The organism is Acidovorax delafieldii (assembly GCF_007993815.1).
Classification (GTDB): domain Bacteria; phylum Pseudomonadota; class Gammaproteobacteria; order Burkholderiales; family Burkholderiaceae_C; genus Acidovorax; species Acidovorax delafieldii.
Map to the genome: position 1 here is coordinate 117,346 of NZ_VJWE01000015.1, position 17,133 is coordinate 134,478.

Consider the following 17,133-nt stretch of genomic DNA (forward strand, 5'->3'; position numbering starts at 1 on the left):
AGAAAGTGATCGGGGCAGGGGAATCACTGCTTTAACCGGGCTGGCGCAGGCATAAGATGTGCGTACCGGGGCGCCACACCGTGCGGCGCCTGGTTTTGCTACCCGCACCATGACCGATTTTGCCCCGCTTTCCACTGCCAGACGATGGGCGCTCGGATCAGGCGATAAGCCGCCTGCCTCGCTGGGTCGGTTTGAGCTCAAGAAGCAGCTGGGCCGAGGCGCCCAGGCCACCGTGTGGCTGGCGCTGGACCCCCGTCTGCAGCGCGAGGTGGCCATCAAACTCATGCGCCCCATGCAGGACCAGGACCCCTCCGTGCTGGAGCAGTGGCTGCGCGAGGCCCGCCACGTGGGGCGCCTGGCCCACCCCTACATCGTGCCGGTGTTCGAGGCCGACGTGCAGGGCTCGCAGCCCTACATCGTGTTTGAGTACGTGCCAGGCCACACGCTGGCCGAACACCTGGCCCAGCAGGGGCGCTGTACGCCGCATGACGCCGTGGCACTTTTGGTGGATGTGCTTGATGGCTTGCATGCCGCCCACCAGGCGGGCATCGTGCACCGCGATCTCAAGCCGTCCAACATCATGATCGATGCGCACCGGCACGCCCGGGTGATGGACTTTGGCATGGCGGCCCCCGTGCAGGCCGCGCCCGATGCACAGCTGGCCAGCGGCACGCCCGCCTACATGGCACCGGAGGCGGCGGCGGGCGCTGCGCCCACCCCGGGGATGGACGTGTATTCCGCCGCGTTGGTGCTCATCGAGATGCTGACGGGGCGCCCCCTCATCCACCAAAAAGACACCTGGCAGGCGCTGTACCGCATTGCCAACGAAAACCTGGCGCTGCCCGCCGACCTGGGGCCGGGCGTGGACGACGGCCTGCGCGCCATCCTGCAGCGGGCCATGGCACGCGATCCCGCGCAGCGCTACGCCACGGCGGCGGACTTTCGGGATGCGCTGCGCGCCTGGGCGGCTCCGGCCAGTGCGCCATCGGCCGCGAGCAACGCCACGCTGGACTTTTTGCTGCGGCGCATGCGCCACAAGAGCGACTTCCCGGCCTTGTCGGATTCTGTGGCCCGCATCCAGCGGGTGGCCAATTCGGAAGACGACAGCATCAGCGACCTGACCCACGAGATCCTGAAAGACGTGGCGCTCACCAACAAGCTGCTGCGTCTGGTCAATAGCGTGCATTACGCCCACGCCAGCCGGGGCACCATCAGCACCGTGTCGCGCGCGGTGAGCCTGGTGGGCTTCAATGCAGTGCGGAACATGGCGCTGAGCCTGGTGTTGCTGGACCACATGCAGGACAAGGCCCATGCCAGCCAGATGCGCGAGGAATTTTTGCGCGCCATGATGGCGGGCTCGGTCGCGGCCGAGCTGTGCAGCACCAGCCAGGCGGCCGAGGAGGCCTTCATCGGGGCGATGTTCCAGAACCTGGGGCGCATGCTGTGCGAGTTCTACTTTCCTGAAGAGGCCCGGCAGGTGCGCAGCCTGGTGGCCTCGGGGCGCATGGAGGGCGGGGAAGAGGCTGCGTCGGTACAGGTGCTGGGCCTGGGGTTTGAGGATCTGGGAGTGGGCGTGGCGCGCGTCTGGGGTCTGCCCGAAAGCCTGCAGCGCTGCATGCGCAAGCCGCTGGGCTCACCCATGCAGCGCGCGCCCGAGCAGGGGGTGGAGCGCCTGCGCTGGGCGGCCATGGCAGCCAACGAGGTCGCCAGCGCCTTGCTGTTTTGCGAACCTGCTCAGCTGGAGGGGCAGCTGGGCCATGTGGGCACGCGCTACGCACGCACGCTGGCGCTGTCGGCTGAGGCCATTGCCGAAGCCACCCTGCGTGCGCGCCACAAGCTGGTGGCACTGGCCGAGGCGCTGGATCTGCGCGTGGCACCGGACACACCAGCCGCCCGCCTGCTCAAGCTGCCGTCGGCTGCGGGTGCGTCTGTGGCCCCCGATGACGCGCTGGGCGCCCACGAGTTGCGCGTGAACGAAACCCAGCCCCTGCCTGCCGTGCTGGAGTCCCAGGCCGGAGGGGCGGTGTCGGTGGCGCAGGTCAATGAGGTGCTGGCGGCAGGCATTCAGGACATCACCAATGCCATGGTCGAGAGTTTTCAGCTCAACGACGTACTGCGCATGATCCTGGAGACCATGTTCCGCGCGCTGGGTTTCCGGCGCATGGTGTTTTGCCTGCGCGAGGCCCGCACCGACATGTTGACCGGCCGCTTCGGCTTGGGGGAGGGCAGCGAGGTGGCCGTGCGGGCCCTCAAGGTACCCCTCAAGGCCCAGGGCGACCTGTTTGCCGCCGTGTGCCTGCGCGGTGCAGACACCTTGATCAACGACGCCACCGAGCGCCGCATGCAGGCGCGGCTGCCCGAGTGGTACCGCAAGGGCGTCAATGCACCGTCGTTCCTGCTGCTGCCGCTGCAAATCAAGGGGCAGCCCTTTGCCCTCATCTATGCCGATCAGGCCACACCGGGGGGCATTGTGGTGGATGACAAGGCCCTGGGCCTGCTGCGCACCCTGCGCAACCAGGCCGTGATGGCCTTTCGGCAGGCAGGGTAGTGCCGCTGTCGGCGATCTCTCTGCCGGGGCGTTGGCTGCTCTGAAGCCCGGCATCCCCCGATAATCGGGGAATGGCCGTCGTTTTTGAAAAGCCCACGCTCGTCCAGCGTCTGGCACCCCTGTTCCGGGGCTTTGACCTTCCCCTCCTGTTGCTCGTGCTGATGCTGGCCAGCGCGGGGTTGCTGGCCATGTATTCGTCGGGTTATGACCACGGCACGCGGTTTGTGGACCACGGGCGCAACATGCTGATTGCAGGAGCCATCCTGTTCATGGTGGCCCAGGTGCCCCCCCAGAAAATCATGGCTTGCGCCGTGCCGCTGTACCTGACCGGGGTGGCCCTGCTGGTGGCGGTGGCGCTGTTTGGCATCACCAAAAAAGGGGCCACGCGCTGGATCAACGTGGGTATCGTGATCCAGCCCAGCGAAATCCTCAAGATCGCCATGCCACTGATGCTGGCTTGGTGGTTCCAGAAGCGCGAGGGCACGCTGCGTCCCTTGGACTTTGCTGCGGCGGGCCTGCTGCTGGCGGTTCCGGTGGGTCTGGTCATGAAGCAGCCCGACCTCGGTACGTCGCTGCTGGTGCTGGCGGCGGGGCTCTCAGTGATCTTTTTTGCGGGCCTCTCCTGGAAGCTGATCCTGCCCCCGGTGCTGATTGGCGGTGTGGGCATTGCCACCCTGGTGCTGCTGGGCGACCAGCTGTGCGCGGATGGCGTGCGATGGGTGGTGCTGCACGACTACCAGCAGCAGCGCATCTGCACCTTGCTGGACCCCACCCGCGACCCGCTGGGCAAGGGCTTTCACATCATCCAGGGCATGATCGCCATCGGCTCGGGCGGCCTGTGGGGCAAGGGCTTCATGGCGGGTACTCAGACCCACCTGGAGTTCATCCCCGAGCGCACCACCGACTTCATTTTTGCCGCCTATTCGGAAGAGTTTGGCTTGGCGGGCAACTTGTTCCTGCTGGTGTGTTTTCTGCTGCTGGTCTGGCGGGGGCTGGCCATTGCCGCAGGCGCCACCACCTTGTTTGGCCGCCTCATGGGGGGCGCGGTATCTATGATCTTTTTCACCTATGCCTTTGTGAACATGGGCATGGTGAGTGGCATCCTTCCGGTGGTGGGCGTCCCCTTGCCCTTCATCAGCTATGGCGGCACCGCCATGGTGACGCTAGGGCTGGCACTGGGCATCCTGATGTCGGTGGCGCGATCCCAGAAGCAGGAAACCAAGGATCCTCTCCCGGCAGCACTGTAGGGCCTTGTGGGCCTGGTTGCCTGGAACACGCCCTCGGGGTACAAACCGGCTGGCCAACCGTGTTTTGGCCGCTCAGCATCCGGAGGGTTTCCCCATGGCGGCGAAGTTCGAGCTCAAGAAGTCGAAAAACGACAAGTTTGTCTTCAACCTGCTGGCCGCCAACGGTCAGGTCATCCTGACCAGCGAGATGTACGAGTCTCGAGCCAGCGCGCTGGGTGGTATCGAGGCGGTGCGCAAGAACGCTCCGAACGATGGCCGTTTTGGCAGGCTCAGTGCCAAGAACGGAGCGCCATATTTCACGTTGAAGGCCGCCAATGGCCAGGTGATTGGCCAAAGCCAGATGTACTCCGGTGCCAAGGCCCGGGACGCGGGCATCGAGTCGGTGCAGGCCCATGCGACCGAGGCCGGCCTGGATGACCAGACCGCCGCGTAAGGCGGCGGGGGCGGCGCTGACGGGGCGCCAGGGTCAAATAGGGACATGTGGGCTCCACACGGGCAGGGGCTGGTCAGGCGCCTAAAATGCTTCGATGACTTTCCGCTCCACCACTGCCGCGCCCCAGCGTGCGGCCACCAGCCAGCGCATTGATGTTGCCCGTGAACTGCTGCTGACCCCTTTTGGCCTGGACGAAGGCCACCTCGCCCGCGCACTGGCCGAGATCCGCACCCACCAAGTGGACGATGCAGACCTGTACTTCCAGTACACCCGCAGTGAAGGCTGGAGCCTGGAAGAGGGCATCGTCAAGACAGGCTCCTTCAGCATCGACCAGGGCGTGGGGGTGCGTGCTGTCAGTGGCGAGAAGACGGCCTTTGCCTATTCGGACGACATCTCCGAGGCATCGCTGCTGGACGCAGCGCGCACCGTACGGTCTATTTCGTCTATAGCGAACGCAGGCAAAGTGCGGGTAGCTCCTAAAAAGGTAGCATCCAGCCGCAGCCTGTACCCGGGCGTGGACCCGATTGCCTCGCTGGACAGCACGGCCAAGGTGGCGCTGCTGGAGCGGCTGGAGCAGCGCGCCCGGGCCAAGGACCCGCGCGTGGCGCAGGTGATGGCGGGGCTGGCCAGTGAATACGACGTGGTGCTGGTGGCGCGCGCCGATGGCACCCTGGCGGCCGATGTGCGACCGCTCGTGCGGCTGTCGGTCACGGTGATTGCCGAGCAGAACGGCCGACGTGAGATGGGCTCTGCTGGCGGCGGTGGTCGTTTTGGTCTCGCCTACTTCGACGACGAGCAAATGGGTAAGTACGTTGACGAGGCCGTGAACGCGGCCCTGGTCAATCTGGAATCGCGCCCCGCCCCGGCGGGCGAGATGACCGTGGTGCTGGGCTCAGGCTGGCCCGGTATCCTGCTTCACGAGGCCATCGGCCACGGGCTGGAAGGCGACTTCAACCGCAAGGGCTCCAGCGCGTTCAGTGGCCGCATTGGCCAGCGTGTGGCGGCCAAGGGTGTCACTGTGCTGGACGACGGCACCATTGCCGACCGCCGAGGTTCGCTGAACGTGGATGACGAAGGCCATGCCAGCCAGCGCAATGTGCTGATCGAGGATGGCATCTTGAAGGGCTACATCCAGGACTCGCTGAACGCACGCCTGATGGGTGTGGCACCCACCGGCAACGGCCGCCGCGAAAGCTATGCCCACATCCCCATGCCGCGCATGACCAACACCTACATGCTGGGCGGCGACAAGGACCCGCAAGAGATCATCGCCAGCATCAAGAAGGGCCTGTACGCCAGCAACTTCGGCGGCGGGCAGGTGGACATCACCTCGGGCAAGTTCGTGTTCTCGGCCAGCGAAGCGTACTGGGTGGAAAACGGCAAGATCCAGTACCCCGTCAAGGGCGCCACCATCATCGGCAGCGGCCCCGAGTCGCTCAAGAAGGTGACCATGATCGGTAACGACATGCGCCTCGACAGCGGCGTGGGTACCTGCGGCAAGGAAGGCCAGAGCGTGCCCGTGGGCGTGGGGCAACCCACGCTGCGCATCGAAGGCTTGACGGTGGGCGGTACGGCCTGAGGGTAGCGTTGGCAGCCTGCCGGCAGACCTGGGGTGGTGCGTGACTTCGCGTTTTCACCCGCTTTTCGGGGCTTGTACTGCGCGTCGGCCAGCGCACAATGGGTGACACCATGCCTGCCACGCGCCCCAGTCAATTGCTGACGCTCCAGTCGTTTGGAGACATCAGCCGCTTTTTGCGCGAGGGCGTTGCCGACGAGGACTCGCGCCAGCTGCGTGACAGCCTTGGTGCGTTGTCCTCGCAGATCGACGAGGCAGTTCGCATCCGCCGCACCAGTACGGACACCACCGAGATCACGCGCCGCGTGGTGACCTTGTCGCACAGCGCGCGTGAACATCAGCTGTTTTTGACTGGCCTGGGCTCAGCGTGGCACGCGCTGTACGAGTTTGGCGCCTACCAGCGTGCACTGCGCGAGCTGCGCAACGCCATTGCAGACTGGCAACTGATGCTGGAGCGGCGCAGCACCAAAGAAAGCGAAAGCTTTGACCAGTTCGAGCTGCTGGCCTGGCGGACCTTGGGCGAAGCGCTGCTGCTCATCGACATGTACGAGCACCAGAGCAATCCTGCGAGCGACTTGCAAGACGTGCAGCCGCCGCGCAAGCCCTCGGCGTTGCAGCGCTTGCGTGCATGGTTTCGGGGGGGGCGCCGGTGAATCGCTCTGGTCTGGCGCTTTTGGGGCAGGTGGATGTCGTGCATTTGCAACATGCCGAGGGTGCTGAACTGCCGCACTCCTGTGCTACATTGCTTTCCATGCAAGTTCGCAGCGCGTTTTATTTTTGGTTTTTTATCTCGGTCCCCGGCGGATGAGAGGAAAACGCGCAAGCACACACAACCTCCCCATACCAACCGCCGACGCTGCAAAGCCCGGCGGTTTTTGTTTTTCAGCCCTCCCGTTTTTCCATCCACTCCAACCGACTCCACGAGGAAGCAACCATGACGGCCACTACCAACCCCACCAGCGATGCCTGGTACCGCAGCGTCGAAAAAACCAGCCAGACCGACGACGAACGTATCAAGGACATCACCGTGTTGCCTCCTCCCGAGCATCTGATCCGCTTCTTCCCGATCGGCGGCACGCCGGTTGAGTCGCTGATCACCCAGACCCGCAAGAACATCCACAACATCATGGCGGGCAAGGACGACCGCCTGCTAGTGGTGATTGGCCCTTGCTCTATCCACGATCCCGCCGCCGCTGTCGAGTACGCCCGCCGCCTGATGGCTGTGCGCACCCAGTACGCTGACACGCTCGAGATCGTGATGCGCGTGTACTTCGAAAAGCCACGCACCACCGTGGGCTGGAAGGGGCTCATCAATGACCCCTACCTCGACGAGAGCTACCGCATCGACGAAGGCCTGCGCATTGCGCGCCAGCTGCTCATCGAGATCAACCGCCTGGGCATGCCTGCCGGCAGCGAGTTCCTGGACGTGATTTCGCCCCAGTACATCGGCGACCTGATCAGCTGGGGCGCGATTGGCGCACGCACCACCGAAAGCCAGGTGCACCGCGAGCTGGCCTCCGGCATCTCGGCCCCCATCGGCTTCAAGAATGGCACGGACGGCAACATCCGCATCGCCACCGACGCCATCCAGTCGGCCAGCCGGGGCCACCACTTCCTGTCGGTGCACAAGAACGGCCAGGTCGCCATCGTGAACACCAAGGGCAACAAGGACTGCCACGTGATTTTGCGCGGCGGCAAGACGCCCAACTACGACGCTGCCAGTGTGGCCGCGGCTTGCAAAGACCTCGAAGCCGCCAAGCTGCCCGCCACATTGATGGTGGACTGCAGCCATGCCAACAGCAGCAAGCAGCACGAAAAGCAGCTGGACGTGGCCCGCGATGTGGCGGCCCAGGTGGCGGGCGGTTCGCGCAGCGTCTTCGGCCTGATGATCGAAAGCCACCTGACGGCAGGCGCCCAGAAGTTCACACCCGGCAAGGACGATCCTTCGGCACTCGAATACGGCAAGAGCATCACCGACGCCTGCCTGGGCTGGGACGCTTCGCTGCAGGCGCTGGCCGAGCTGTCGGACTCCGTCAAGGCGCGTCGCGCCCGCTGATCGTCAGACCTGTCGCAAGATCTAAACTTGGGCCTATCGCTGCACACCACGTGCAGCTGCTGGCCCGAGTCTCCGCAAAAACGCAGAAAGGCGATCCATCATGCACAGCGAAGTGTCGGTCAAATTGGCCGCGAATCAGGAATACCGTTTTGATCTGGAGGGTGCCGAGCCCATGGCCCACGAGGTGGGTCGGCGCTGGCTCGACGACCAGTTCATCGCGCTGGACTGCGAGCCCTTGCGCGCCAGCGGCAAGGTGCTGCTGGCCGACAAGGTGCTGACCGTGGCACGCGCAGCCGGTGCGGCGCTGATGCAGGACCCAGTGTGGTCCCGCGACTTTGCGCGCGCCTCCAGTGCCGCGCTGGCCAAGCCTATCGTGCGCGTGGACGTGCCGGGCATGGCAGTCACATTTTGACCACCATTGGCTAGAAATCGGCTGCTAGCGTTAGTGGAATATATGCTGGCAGCTATTATTTTTGTAGTGCTTGCAGCAGTTTGGCGTGGATGCCGCCAAAACCGCCATTGCTCATGCACACCACATGGTCGCCCGGGCGCGCGGCCTGGGTGACCAGGGCCACCAGCGTATCGATGTCCGGGGCCGTCTGGGCGCGCTGTCCGGGGCCGACGCCCAGTGGTGCCAGAGCCTGCGCGGCATCCCAGTCCAGCCCAGCTGTGTGGCAAAAGGCCAGGTCGGCCGGCTCCAGGGCCCAGGGCAGTTGGCTTTTCATCGCGCCCAGTTTCATGGTGTTGCTGCGGGGCTCGAACACAGCGAGGATGCGGGCACCCGGGCCCAGGGTGCGGCGCAAGCCGTCCAGGGTGGTACGCAATGCGGTGGGATGGTGGGCAAAGTCGTCGTACACGGCCACGCCGCCCGCTGTGCCGCGCAGCTCCATGCGCCGCTTGACGTTCTGAAAACTGCCCAACGCGGCTGCCGCCTGCTCGGGCGCCGCGCCCACATGGTGGGCCGCTGCCATGGCTGCCAACGCATTGTGCTGGTTGTGCACGCCGGTCAGCGACCATTCCACACGCGCGACGGTTTGCCCTTGGTGCACCACATCAAAAGCCTGCGGGTCACCCACCGCGTGAAGGTCGCTGACTGCAGCACCAAAGCTGGTCACTTCGCTCCAGCAGCCGGTGTGCAGCACACGTGCCAGGCTTTCTTCCAGCCCATTGACCACCACGCGCCCCGACGGCGGCACGGTGCGCACCAGATGGTGGAACTGGCGTTCGATGGCCGCCAGGTCGTCAAAGATGTCCGCGTGGTCGAACTCCAGATTGTTCAACACAGCCGTCCGGGGCCGGTAGTGCACGAACTTGCTGCGTTTGTCGAAAAAGGCGGTGTCGTATTCGTCGGCCTCGATCACGAACAGCGGCGCGGCCCCGAGCGGCGCGGCGGCGGGGGCGGGGCGCTGTGCAGCGCCCAGGCGTGCGGACACGCCAAAGTTCAGCGGCACCCCGCCGATCAGAAAGCCCGGTTGCTGCCCGGAAGACTCCAGAATCCACGCCAGCATCGATGTGGTGGTGGTCTTGCCATGGGTTCCAGCCACGGCCAGTACATGGCGGCCCTGCAACACGTGCTCGGCCAGCCATTGGGGCCCGCTGGTGTAGGGCAGTCCGGCGTCCAGAATGGCTTCCATCAGCGGAAACTTGGGGGAGCCATCGGCCAGCCTGGCGCGGCTCACGACGTTGCCCACCACAAACATGTCGGGCCGGAGCGCAAGCTGGTCGGCGCCGAAGCCTTCGATCAGGTCGATGCCCAACGCGCGGAGCTGGTCGCTCATGGGGGGATAGACCCCGGCGTCGCAGCCCGTCACTTTGTGGCCCGCCTCGCGCGCAAGGGCCGCCAAGCCTCCCATGAACGTGCCGCAGATGCCCAGTATGTGTATATGCATGGGCGCTGATTCTAAAGCCGGGGTTCTGCGCAATGTTCAAAGCAAAAGTGGCAGCTGGCGCCTGTTCCATCTGCCTGAGCTGCTCTCAAAACAATAGTCTTTCGGGGCAGCAGTTGTTGGGGTTGCCAAGGGTGTCTGAGGGGCATCGCCCGTGCTGTCATGGCTTCGCGCCACAATGCAGGGTCCTTAGTTGCCTCTGTCTGTCATGCACACACCTTTGAGCGAAGAAATCGCCCACGCCACGGCCCGCCTGGTGGTGGAAGAAGGGCTGGAATGGGGTCCCGCCAAGCGCCGTGCGCTGCGGCAGATGGGTTTGCCGGCCCGTACCCCGCTGCCGGACAACGACCTAGTGGAAGAGGCTGTGCGCGAGTACATCCAGCTCTTCTGTGCTGACACCCAGCCGCGCGAGCTGCGGGCACTGCGCCAGCTGGCCCTGGTGTGGATGGAGCGCATGGCGGCTTTCCGGCCGCATCTGGCGGGTGCGGTATGGCACGGAACGGCCACACGCCTGTCGGATATTTACCTGCAGTTGTTCTGCGATGACCCCAAATCGGCAGAGATCGCTCTGATCGATCATCATGTGGATTATGAACCCCGCACGGTCACTGGCTTCCACGGTGAATCGGTGGAGGCGTTGAGTCTTGGCAGCAAATCGCCCGAACTCAACGAAATGATCGGCGTGCACCTGCTGATTTACGACCTCGACGACCTGCGGGGTGCGCTCCGGCCCGACACCAAGGGCCGAACCCCGCGTGGTGACATCACGGCAGTGCGCCGCTTGCTTCAAGAAAACACGACCCCATGACCCAGCCTGCTGAATCCCCCGAACCTGTGACTCCTGGCGACGTCGCGCCCAACGCCGCTCGCAGGCGCTTTTTGTATGCCGGGGTGGCAGGTGCCGCCGCTTTGGGGGGCGCAGGCCTGGCATGGTGGAAGTTTCAGCCCCACGCCGTGGAGCAAGGGGCCGAGCAGGCGCTCTGGGGGCTTGAATTTGACACTCCCGCCGGTGGCACCTTGGCCATGAAGTCATTGGCAGGCAAGCCGTTGCTGCTCAATTTCTGGGCCACCTGGTGCCCGCCTTGTGTGGAAGAGTTGCCCATGCTCAACGCCTTCTATCGCGAACAATCTGCCAAAGGTTGGCAAGTGCTGGGTTTGGCCATTGACCAGCCGTCAGCGGTACGCAAGTTTCTGACGCGTATCCCGCTGGATTTCCCTGTGGGACTGGCGGGACTGGGTGGCACGGATCTGGGCCGGTCGCTGGGCAACCTGACGGGAGGCCTGCCTTTCACCGTGGTCCTTGGTGAGGAGGGAAAGGTGCTGCATCGTAAAATGGGACAAGTGACCACCCAGGACTTGCAGCTTTGGGCAGGTATGGGCTGAGGGTTCGCGTCGAAAAGCAGCCCCCTTTCAGGCCTTCTGGGTGCGTCTCTCTCTGAGAAATGGCAATTCCCATGCCGAAGTTCATGAAAAATGGGTGTGGAAGACTGCGATAGGGTGAAATTGGAGTAAATTCGCGCCCTATTCAGTTTTATAGCCGTTGGAGCTTCCATGGATCTGCGAAAACTCAAAACCCTCATCGATCTCGTGTCCGAGTCGAACGTGTCCGAACTCGAAATTACCGAGGCCGAGGGCAAAGTCCGCATCGTCAAGAGCGGTGGTGCCGTGGTTCAGCAGTATGTGCCCGCCCCGGTTGCAGCTCCTGCCGCTGCGCCTGCTGCCGCGCCTGTGGCGGAATTGCCCGCACCCCCTGCGGCCGCCGCGCCTACCGGCCACATCGTCAAGTCGCCCATGGTGGGCACCTTCTACCGCTCGTCCAGCCCTGGCGCCAAGGCTTTTGTCGAAGTGGGCAGCCAGGTCAAGGAAGGCGAGACCATCTGCATCATCGAGGCCATGAAGATCCTCAACGAGATCGAGGCCGACAAGTCGGGCACCGTCACCCGCATCCTGGGCGAGAACGGCCAAGCCGTGGAATACGGACAGCCGCTGTTCGTCATCGAATAAGGCGCTCATGTTCAAGAAGATTCTTGTTGCGAATCGCGGAGAGATTGCTCTCCGTATCCAGCGCGCTTGCCATGAGCTGGGCGTGAAGGCCGTCATGGTCTATTCCGAGGCCGACCGCGACGCCAAGTATGTCAAGCTGGCCGAAGAGGCCGTCTGCATCGGCCCAGCGCCTTCGCCGCTGTCCTACCTCAACATGCCCGCCATCATCTCGGCGGCCGAAGTGACCGACGCCGAGGCCATTCACCCCGGCTATGGTTTCCTGTCCGAGAACGCCGACTTTGCCGAGCGCGTGGAAAAGAGTGGCTTTCAGTTCATCGGCCCCACGCCCGAGTCGATCCGCATCATGGGCGACAAGGTGTCCGCCAAGCAGGCCATGATCCGTGCAGGCGTGCCCTGCGTGCCGGGTTCTGAGGGCGAGTTGCCCGACGATCCGGTGCAGATCCGCCGTATCGCCAAGGCAGTGGGCTACCCGGTGATCATCAAGGCCGCAGGCGGCGGCGGTGGCCGTGGCATGCGCGTGGTCCACACCGAGGCCGCACTGGTCAATGCCGTGCAGATGACCAAGGCCGAGGCGGGTGCTGCGTTTGGCAATCCTGCGGTGTACATGGAGAAGTTTCTCCAGAACCCACGCCACATCGAAATCCAGATCCTGGCCGACAAGCACCGCAATGCGGTGTATTTGGGCGAGCGTGACTGCTCCATGCAGCGCCGCCACCAGAAGGTGATCGAAGAGGCGCCAGCTCCAGGCATTCCTCGCAAGCTGATCGAGAAGATCGGCGAGCGTTGCGTCGCTGCCTGCAAGAAGATCGGCTACCGGGGCGCGGGCACGTTTGAGTTCCTGTACGAGAACGGCGAGTTCTACTTCATCGAGATGAACACCCGTGTGCAGGTGGAACACCCCGTGACTGAGTGGATCACGGGCGTGGACATCGTGAAAACGCAGATCATGGTGGCGGCGGGCGAGAAGCTGCCTTTCACCCAGCGCCAGATCGAGATCCGTGGCCATGCCATCGAGTGCCGGGTGAACGCGGAAGACCCGTACAAGTTCATCCCTTCGCCCGGGCGCATTACCACCTGGCATCCACCAGGTGGCCCCGGCGTGCGCGTGGACTCGCATGCCTACACCAACTACTTTGTGCCGCCCAACTACGACTCGATGATCGGCAAGATCATCGTGCACGGTGATACGCGCGAGCAGGCGCTGGCCCGCATGCGCACGGCCCTGTCCGAGACGGTGATCGAAGGCATCAACACCAATGTGCCGCTGCACCGCGAGCTGATGGTGGACGCCAAGTTCATGGCGGGCGGCACCAACATCCACTACCTGGAAGAGTGGCTGTCGCAGCACAAACGCTGAGCTGGCACGCGGCAGGTCATTCACATGCTGGCTCCTGGCAACGGGTGCCAGCATTTCACTTTTTCTGAGAGACGCCTATGTTTGAGCTGAGTCTGATGTGCCCCGAGGACCGGATTGAAGCGGTCAGCGATGCGCTGGACGCGCTGGATGCGCTGTCCGTGTCGGTAGAAGACGCCGATGCCCAGACCGACGCTGAACAGGCGCTGTTTGGCGAGCCTGGCATGCCTCCGCCCAAGGATGGCTGGCAACGCAGCCGCGTGGTGGCCTTGTTCCCCTCCGAGGTGGCAGCCCGTGAAGCGCAGCAGTTGCTGGTGGTGCAGGACTTTTTTGTGGGCTGCCAGGTGCTGGGTGTCACCCAGGTGCCCGAGCAGGACTGGGTGCGGCTGACGCAGTCGCAATTTGCGCCGGTGGACATCACCCCGGATTTCTGGATCGTGCCTACCTGGCATGAGTTGCCCGCCCAGGCAGTGCGGAGCATCCGGCTGGACCCTGGCTTGGCGTTTGGCACGGGCACCCATCCCACCACGCGCATGTGCCTGCGCTGGATTGCGCGCCATGGCGCAACGCAACCTGAGCAGGGCAACCTGCTGGGGCGCGTGCTGGACTACGGGTGTGGCTCCGGCATCCTCGCCATCGGTGCTGCCAAGTTCGGTGCCACGGACATTGATGCGGTGGATATCGACCCGGCTGCCGTGGAGTCCACGGTGCAAAACGCCCAGGCCAATCAGGTCACGCTGAAAGCGGGCCTGCCCGACAAGGCGCAAGGCGAATACCAGACCGTGCTGGCCAATATCCTGGCCACTCCGTTGCGTGTATTGGCCCCACTGCTGTGTAGCTATGTGGCTGTGGGTGGGAATCTGGTTTTGGCAGGCATTCTGGAGCGCCAGGCGGATGAGCTCAAGGAGGCCTACGCGCCCTGGCTGCCGCTGGAAGTGGCGGATGCCGAAGACGGCTGGATCTTGATGACCGCGCGCCGCTAAAGGTGCGTGAGCGCTGTTCTGGCAGTCGTGGCATGGCCTCTACAATCGCTCGCTGATGAGCCAGATCACCCGCTGCCCGTCCTGCGCCACCACCTTCAAGGTTGTGGCGGACCAATTGCGCATCTCTGAAGGATGGGTGCGCTGCGGCCAATGCAAGGAGGTATTCGATGCCTCGGCCCATTTGCTGCCTGTGGCACCGGCTCCGCTGCTGCCCGATGTATCGCTCACGGACCTGCGCGCGCCCACTGCGCCCATAGCGCGCAAGCCGGATGCACTGGGAGCCTGGGGGGGGAGGCAAGTCGCCCACCGTTCCCCCGCCTGCCCCGCAGGATGTGGACAAGGCAGGCACTCCCGCCATCCGCAGTGCTTCAACCTCCGTCACCGAGGTTGCCGCAACCGCCGCCATGGACGCATTTCCGTATGGCATGGACAGTGATGTACCTGCTGCTCCGGTGCTCGATATTCCCAGCCCTGCGGTACCTGCTTTTCTTACTGCCGGGGCTCGCACGGAAGTCTCGTCGGATGTCTTGGGCAAGGAGGTCGCCGCGCCGTTTGCATGGAGAGCCCACAGTGCATCGCGGACTGCGACAGCGGTGGAGGCTGAGGCATCGCCATCCGTCACAGCGCCTGCTGATGCTCCAGAGCCGGTGGTGATACCGGACACGGCGCTCCGCTTGGATGATCACTCCCCTGCCGTTCATGTGGCCAGGCAAGAGCATTCCGCCGTCACGATGCCATCCGACGCGGCGCAGGACGTCGCTGATGGACGTGGCAGTTTGTTTGGTGGAGCTGTGCCACCGGTTCCTGCGCCCCCCAGCCTGGCAGGCTATGAACTGCCGTTTGCCGAACTTCGCGATTCCGAGGTAGCGCTGAACGCAACCATGGATGTGGATGCCACCGAGGAGCGCGCGAGTCACTCAGCAGAGCTTGCACAGTCTCCGGTAGCGCCTGTTGCTCTCGCTCCGTCATCCGATACCGGTGCTGGACTTTCAGGCGATGCTCAGAAATCTGAGCCTGCGTCGCCCGTTGCTGTGCCCACCCCGCCTGCGCCCGCGTTGCCTTCTGTGGACTTTGTGTCGAAGGAGGTTGCGCCAGAGGCTCCGGCGATGGAGTTGGTGAAGGACGATTCGCATGCCGCCATCCTGCAGGCGCGCCCCAGACCCGCTATTGACGACGATGAGGCCAACAACCAGGCGTCAGACCCCGAGGTCAGTTTTGTGGTGGCTGCGCGCCGCAAGGCGTTTTGGCGCAAGCCGGTCCTGCGGATGGTTTTGTGGCTGGGGTTCATCGTCTCCTTGCTGGGGCTGGCTTTGCAGATTGCGGTGCAGGAGCGTGACCGCATTGCGGCCCTGGATGTGCGTACCCGGCCCTGGTTGGTGAAACTGTGCGAGCCTTTGCGCTGCGAACTTGCCCCTGTGCGCCAGATTGCCGATGTGGTCATCGACAGTTCTTCTTTCAACAAAGCCCGGGGTGACAGTTACCAGCTAGCGCTGACGATGAAGAGCACCGCCACCATTCCACTGGCCATGCCTGCGGTGGAGTTGACCCTGACCGATGCGCAGGATCAGGCCGTATTGCGGCGGGTTCTGCTGCCTACCGACATGGCGGCTCCAGCGGAGCTGCCCGCGAAAGGTGAGTGGGGCACCTCGGTGTCGGTGCTCGTGACCACCGGCGGTGCGCGCGTGGCGGGCTACCGGCTGCTTGCGTTCTATCCCTGATTTTTCTCCCAACAACTTACTGAGTTTCACTATCTATGGCTGCCCTCATTTGTGGTTCCCTTGCGTTCGACACCATCATGACTTTCGAGGGGCGTTTCGCGGAGCAGATCCTGCCGGATCAGCTCCATATCCTGAATGTGTCCTTCCTTGTCCCGTCGTTGCGTCGCGACTTCGGGGGGTGTGCTGGCAACATTGCTTACAGCCTCAAGCTGCTCGGTGGGGAGCCGCTGCCCGTGGCCATGTTGGGCAGTGACGGTGCTGATTATCTGCAGCGACTGCAGTCGCTGGGTATCAGCGCCCGACACGTCGGGCAGGTGCAGGACACCTACACCGCGCAGGCGATGATCATGACGGACCGTGACAACAACCAGATCACGGCTTTCCATCCTGGCGCCATGATGCAGGCCCATGCCAATCGAATTGGTGCAGACAACAGTGTCAGCGTGGGGATCATCGCGCCGGACGGGCGTGACGCGATGTTGGAGCATGCGGCCCAGTTCGTGGCGGCGGGTATCCCGTTTGTGTTCGATCCAGGTCAGGGCTTGCCCATGTTCAATGGGCAGGAGTTAGCGCAGTTCATCGACCAGGCCACCTGGGTCACCGTCAATGACTATGAGGGGAAGATGCTCTGCGACCGCACCGGCTGGTCTTTGGCCGATATCTCCCGCAAGGTGCAGGGACTGGTGGTGACGCTGGGCGCAGAGGGCTGCGAGGTCTGGGTGGATGGTGAAAAAACCCATGTACCCTCTGTGGCGCCTGCAGCGGTGGTGGACCCCACGGGTTGCGGCGATGCCTGGCGCGGCGCGCTGCTGTTTGGTCTGGAAAAGGGCTGGTCCCTCGTGCGTTGTGCGGAGCTGGGCAACCGGGTTGGCGCTCTCAAGATCGCGCAACGTGGCCCACAGAACTACACGCTGGATTTCGATCCGTTGGGTTAATCCTCCGAGCCAGTGTCGTCTGCGTTGCGCTGCCCAGCGCTGTACAACGCAGCTTGCTTGCCAGGTAGCTCTTGGGAGTGCCCAGACCTGCATACAGACGAAAAAAAACCCGGTGCGTTTGCACCGGGTTGAGCGCGTGGCGCGCCAGGATCAGGGCTTGTTGCCCGTAGGGAAAGGCCAGGCTGCCTGAGGGTTCAGCGTGGTTTGTGCTGCAGGGGCAGCGGCCGCAGGGGCAGGCGCCTTGGGGGCCTTCTTGGCCGGGGCAGCTTTCTTTGCGGGGGCTGCCTTGGCAGGTGCTGCGGCCTTCTTGGCTACTGCGGCCTTCTTGGCGGGAGCGGCTTTCTTTGCCGGTGCTGCTGCCTTCTTGGCGGGTGCAGCCTTCTTCGCAGCTAC

At 64.1% G+C, this 17,133-nt stretch carries 16 protein-coding genes and 1 pseudogene; 15 read left to right on the forward strand and 2 right to left on the reverse strand.

The features are described from left to right. Positions 1-109: 109 nt before the first annotated feature. From ATF69_RS16455 to ATF69_RS16485, 7 genes are all read left to right on the forward strand, one after another. Entirely contained in the window at positions 110-2,548 is a 2,439-nt protein-coding gene (locus ATF69_RS16455) for a serine/threonine protein kinase (protein ID WP_146871652.1), read from the forward strand. A 71-nt stretch (positions 2,549-2,619) separates the two neighbouring features. After that, entirely contained in the window at positions 2,620-3,795 is a 1,176-nt protein-coding gene (gene rodA / locus ATF69_RS16460) for a rod shape-determining protein RodA (RefSeq protein WP_056746916.1), read from the forward strand. A 94-nt stretch (positions 3,796-3,889) separates the two neighbouring features. Continuing rightward, a complete protein-coding gene (locus ATF69_RS16465; RefSeq protein WP_146871653.1) occupies positions 3,890-4,228 on the forward strand; it encodes a YegP family protein in 339 nt (112 codons plus the stop codon). 94 nt (positions 4,229-4,322) lie between these two features. Then, positions 4,323-5,807 (forward strand): metalloprotease TldD, encoded by a 1,485-nt coding sequence (gene tldD, locus ATF69_RS16470; protein WP_056066366.1) that lies wholly within the window; start codon positions 4,323-4,325, stop codon positions 5,805-5,807. A 110-nt stretch (positions 5,808-5,917) separates the two neighbouring features. Then, positions 5,918-6,457, forward strand: a complete 540-nt coding sequence (locus ATF69_RS16475; protein WP_099731994.1) for a hypothetical protein — start codon at positions 5,918-5,920, stop codon at positions 6,455-6,457. Positions 6,458-6,738: 281 nt separating this feature from the next. Continuing rightward, positions 6,739-7,860: a 3-deoxy-7-phosphoheptulonate synthase gene (locus ATF69_RS16480; RefSeq protein ID WP_146871654.1), complete on the forward strand. Its 1,122-nt coding sequence runs from the start codon at positions 6,739-6,741 to the stop codon at positions 7,858-7,860. Positions 7,861-7,960: 100 nt separating this feature from the next. After that, positions 7,961-8,272, forward strand: coding sequence for a hypothetical protein (locus ATF69_RS16485; protein WP_056746913.1), 312 nt, complete (start codon positions 7,961-7,963; stop codon positions 8,270-8,272). Between the two features lie 55 nt (positions 8,273-8,327). On the opposite strand, the gene mpl is transcribed toward ATF69_RS16485, so the two are convergent. After that, a complete protein-coding gene (gene mpl / locus ATF69_RS16490; protein WP_146871655.1) occupies positions 8,328-9,749 on the reverse strand; it encodes a UDP-N-acetylmuramate:L-alanyl-gamma-D-glutamyl-meso-diaminopimelate ligase in 1,422 nt (473 codons plus the stop codon). Positions 9,750-9,954: 205 nt separating this feature from the next. Between mpl and ATF69_RS16495 the strand changes: the two genes are divergently transcribed. The 8 genes from ATF69_RS16495 to ATF69_RS16530 all read left to right on the forward strand — a co-directional run bounded on the left by ATF69_RS16495 (position 9,955) and on the right by ATF69_RS16530 (position 16,740). After that, entirely contained in the window at positions 9,955-10,554 is a 600-nt protein-coding gene (locus ATF69_RS16495) for a hypothetical protein (protein WP_146871656.1), read from the forward strand. Then, positions 10,551-11,129: a TlpA family protein disulfide reductase gene (locus tag ATF69_RS16500; RefSeq protein ID WP_146871657.1), complete on the forward strand. Its 579-nt coding sequence runs from the start codon at positions 10,551-10,553 to the stop codon at positions 11,127-11,129. The genes ATF69_RS16495 and ATF69_RS16500 overlap by 4 nt, the downstream gene beginning before the upstream one ends. A gap of 168 nt (positions 11,130-11,297) precedes the next feature. Next, on the forward strand, positions 11,298-11,750 hold the full coding sequence (gene accB, locus ATF69_RS16505; protein ID WP_056066347.1) for an acetyl-CoA carboxylase biotin carboxyl carrier protein: 453 nt from the start codon (positions 11,298-11,300) through the stop codon (positions 11,748-11,750). 7 nt (positions 11,751-11,757) lie between these two features. Next, complete coding sequence (accC, locus tag ATF69_RS16510; protein WP_056066345.1) at positions 11,758-13,107, forward strand: acetyl-CoA carboxylase biotin carboxylase subunit; 1,350 nt, start codon at positions 11,758-11,760, stop codon at positions 13,105-13,107. 77 nt (positions 13,108-13,184) lie between these two features. Beyond that, on the forward strand, positions 13,185-14,087 hold the full coding sequence (gene prmA / locus ATF69_RS16515; RefSeq protein ID WP_056066342.1) for a 50S ribosomal protein L11 methyltransferase: 903 nt from the start codon (positions 13,185-13,187) through the stop codon (positions 14,085-14,087). 55 nt (positions 14,088-14,142) lie between these two features. Then, positions 14,143-14,523, forward strand: a complete 381-nt coding sequence (locus ATF69_RS23495) for a zinc-ribbon domain-containing protein (RefSeq protein ID WP_425291787.1) — start codon at positions 14,143-14,145, stop codon at positions 14,521-14,523. Then, entirely contained in the window at positions 14,420-15,805 is a 1,386-nt protein-coding gene (locus tag ATF69_RS23325; protein ID WP_244303748.1) for a DUF3426 domain-containing protein, read from the forward strand. The genes ATF69_RS23495 and ATF69_RS23325 overlap by 104 nt, the downstream gene beginning before the upstream one ends. Before the next feature lie 35 nt (positions 15,806-15,840). Further along, positions 15,841-16,740, forward strand: coding sequence for a carbohydrate kinase family protein (locus ATF69_RS16530; RefSeq protein WP_146871658.1), 900 nt, complete (start codon positions 15,841-15,843; stop codon positions 16,738-16,740). A 150-nt stretch (positions 16,741-16,890) separates the two neighbouring features. On the opposite strand, the pseudogene ATF69_RS16535 reads toward ATF69_RS16530, so the two are convergent. Then, a pseudogene (locus ATF69_RS16535) lies at positions 16,891-17,133 on the reverse strand (histone); the annotation flags it as partial.

Coding starts and splice junctions, on each gene's coding strand:
- ATF69_RS16530 (WP_146871658.1), top strand. CDS start 15,841: ATGGCTGCCCTCATTTGTGGTTCCCTTGCGTTCGACACCATCATGACT.
- ATF69_RS16480 (WP_146871654.1), top strand. CDS start 6,739: ATGACGGCCACTACCAACCCCACCAGCGATGCCTGGTACCGCAGCGTC.
- prmA (WP_056066342.1), top strand. CDS start 13,185: ATGTTTGAGCTGAGTCTGATGTGCCCCGAGGACCGGATTGAAGCGGTC.
- ATF69_RS16500 (WP_146871657.1), top strand. CDS start 10,551: ATGACCCAGCCTGCTGAATCCCCCGAACCTGTGACTCCTGGCGACGTC.
- ATF69_RS16455 (WP_146871652.1), top strand. CDS start 110: ATGACCGATTTTGCCCCGCTTTCCACTGCCAGACGATGGGCGCTCGGA.
- rodA (WP_056746916.1), top strand. CDS start 2,620: ATGGCCGTCGTTTTTGAAAAGCCCACGCTCGTCCAGCGTCTGGCACCC.
- mpl (WP_146871655.1), bottom strand. CDS start 9,749: ATGCATATACACATACTGGGCATCTGCGGCACGTTCATGGGAGGCTTG.
- ATF69_RS16475 (WP_099731994.1), top strand. CDS start 5,918: ATGCCTGCCACGCGCCCCAGTCAATTGCTGACGCTCCAGTCGTTTGGA.
- accC (WP_056066345.1), top strand. CDS start 11,758: ATGTTCAAGAAGATTCTTGTTGCGAATCGCGGAGAGATTGCTCTCCGT.
- ATF69_RS16495 (WP_146871656.1), top strand. CDS start 9,955: ATGCACACACCTTTGAGCGAAGAAATCGCCCACGCCACGGCCCGCCTG.
- ATF69_RS23495 (WP_425291787.1), top strand. CDS start 14,143: ATGAGCCAGATCACCCGCTGCCCGTCCTGCGCCACCACCTTCAAGGTT.
- tldD (WP_056066366.1), top strand. CDS start 4,323: ATGACTTTCCGCTCCACCACTGCCGCGCCCCAGCGTGCGGCCACCAGC.
- ATF69_RS16485 (WP_056746913.1), top strand. CDS start 7,961: ATGCACAGCGAAGTGTCGGTCAAATTGGCCGCGAATCAGGAATACCGT.
- ATF69_RS16465 (WP_146871653.1), top strand. CDS start 3,890: ATGGCGGCGAAGTTCGAGCTCAAGAAGTCGAAAAACGACAAGTTTGTC.
- accB (WP_056066347.1), top strand. CDS start 11,298: ATGGATCTGCGAAAACTCAAAACCCTCATCGATCTCGTGTCCGAGTCG.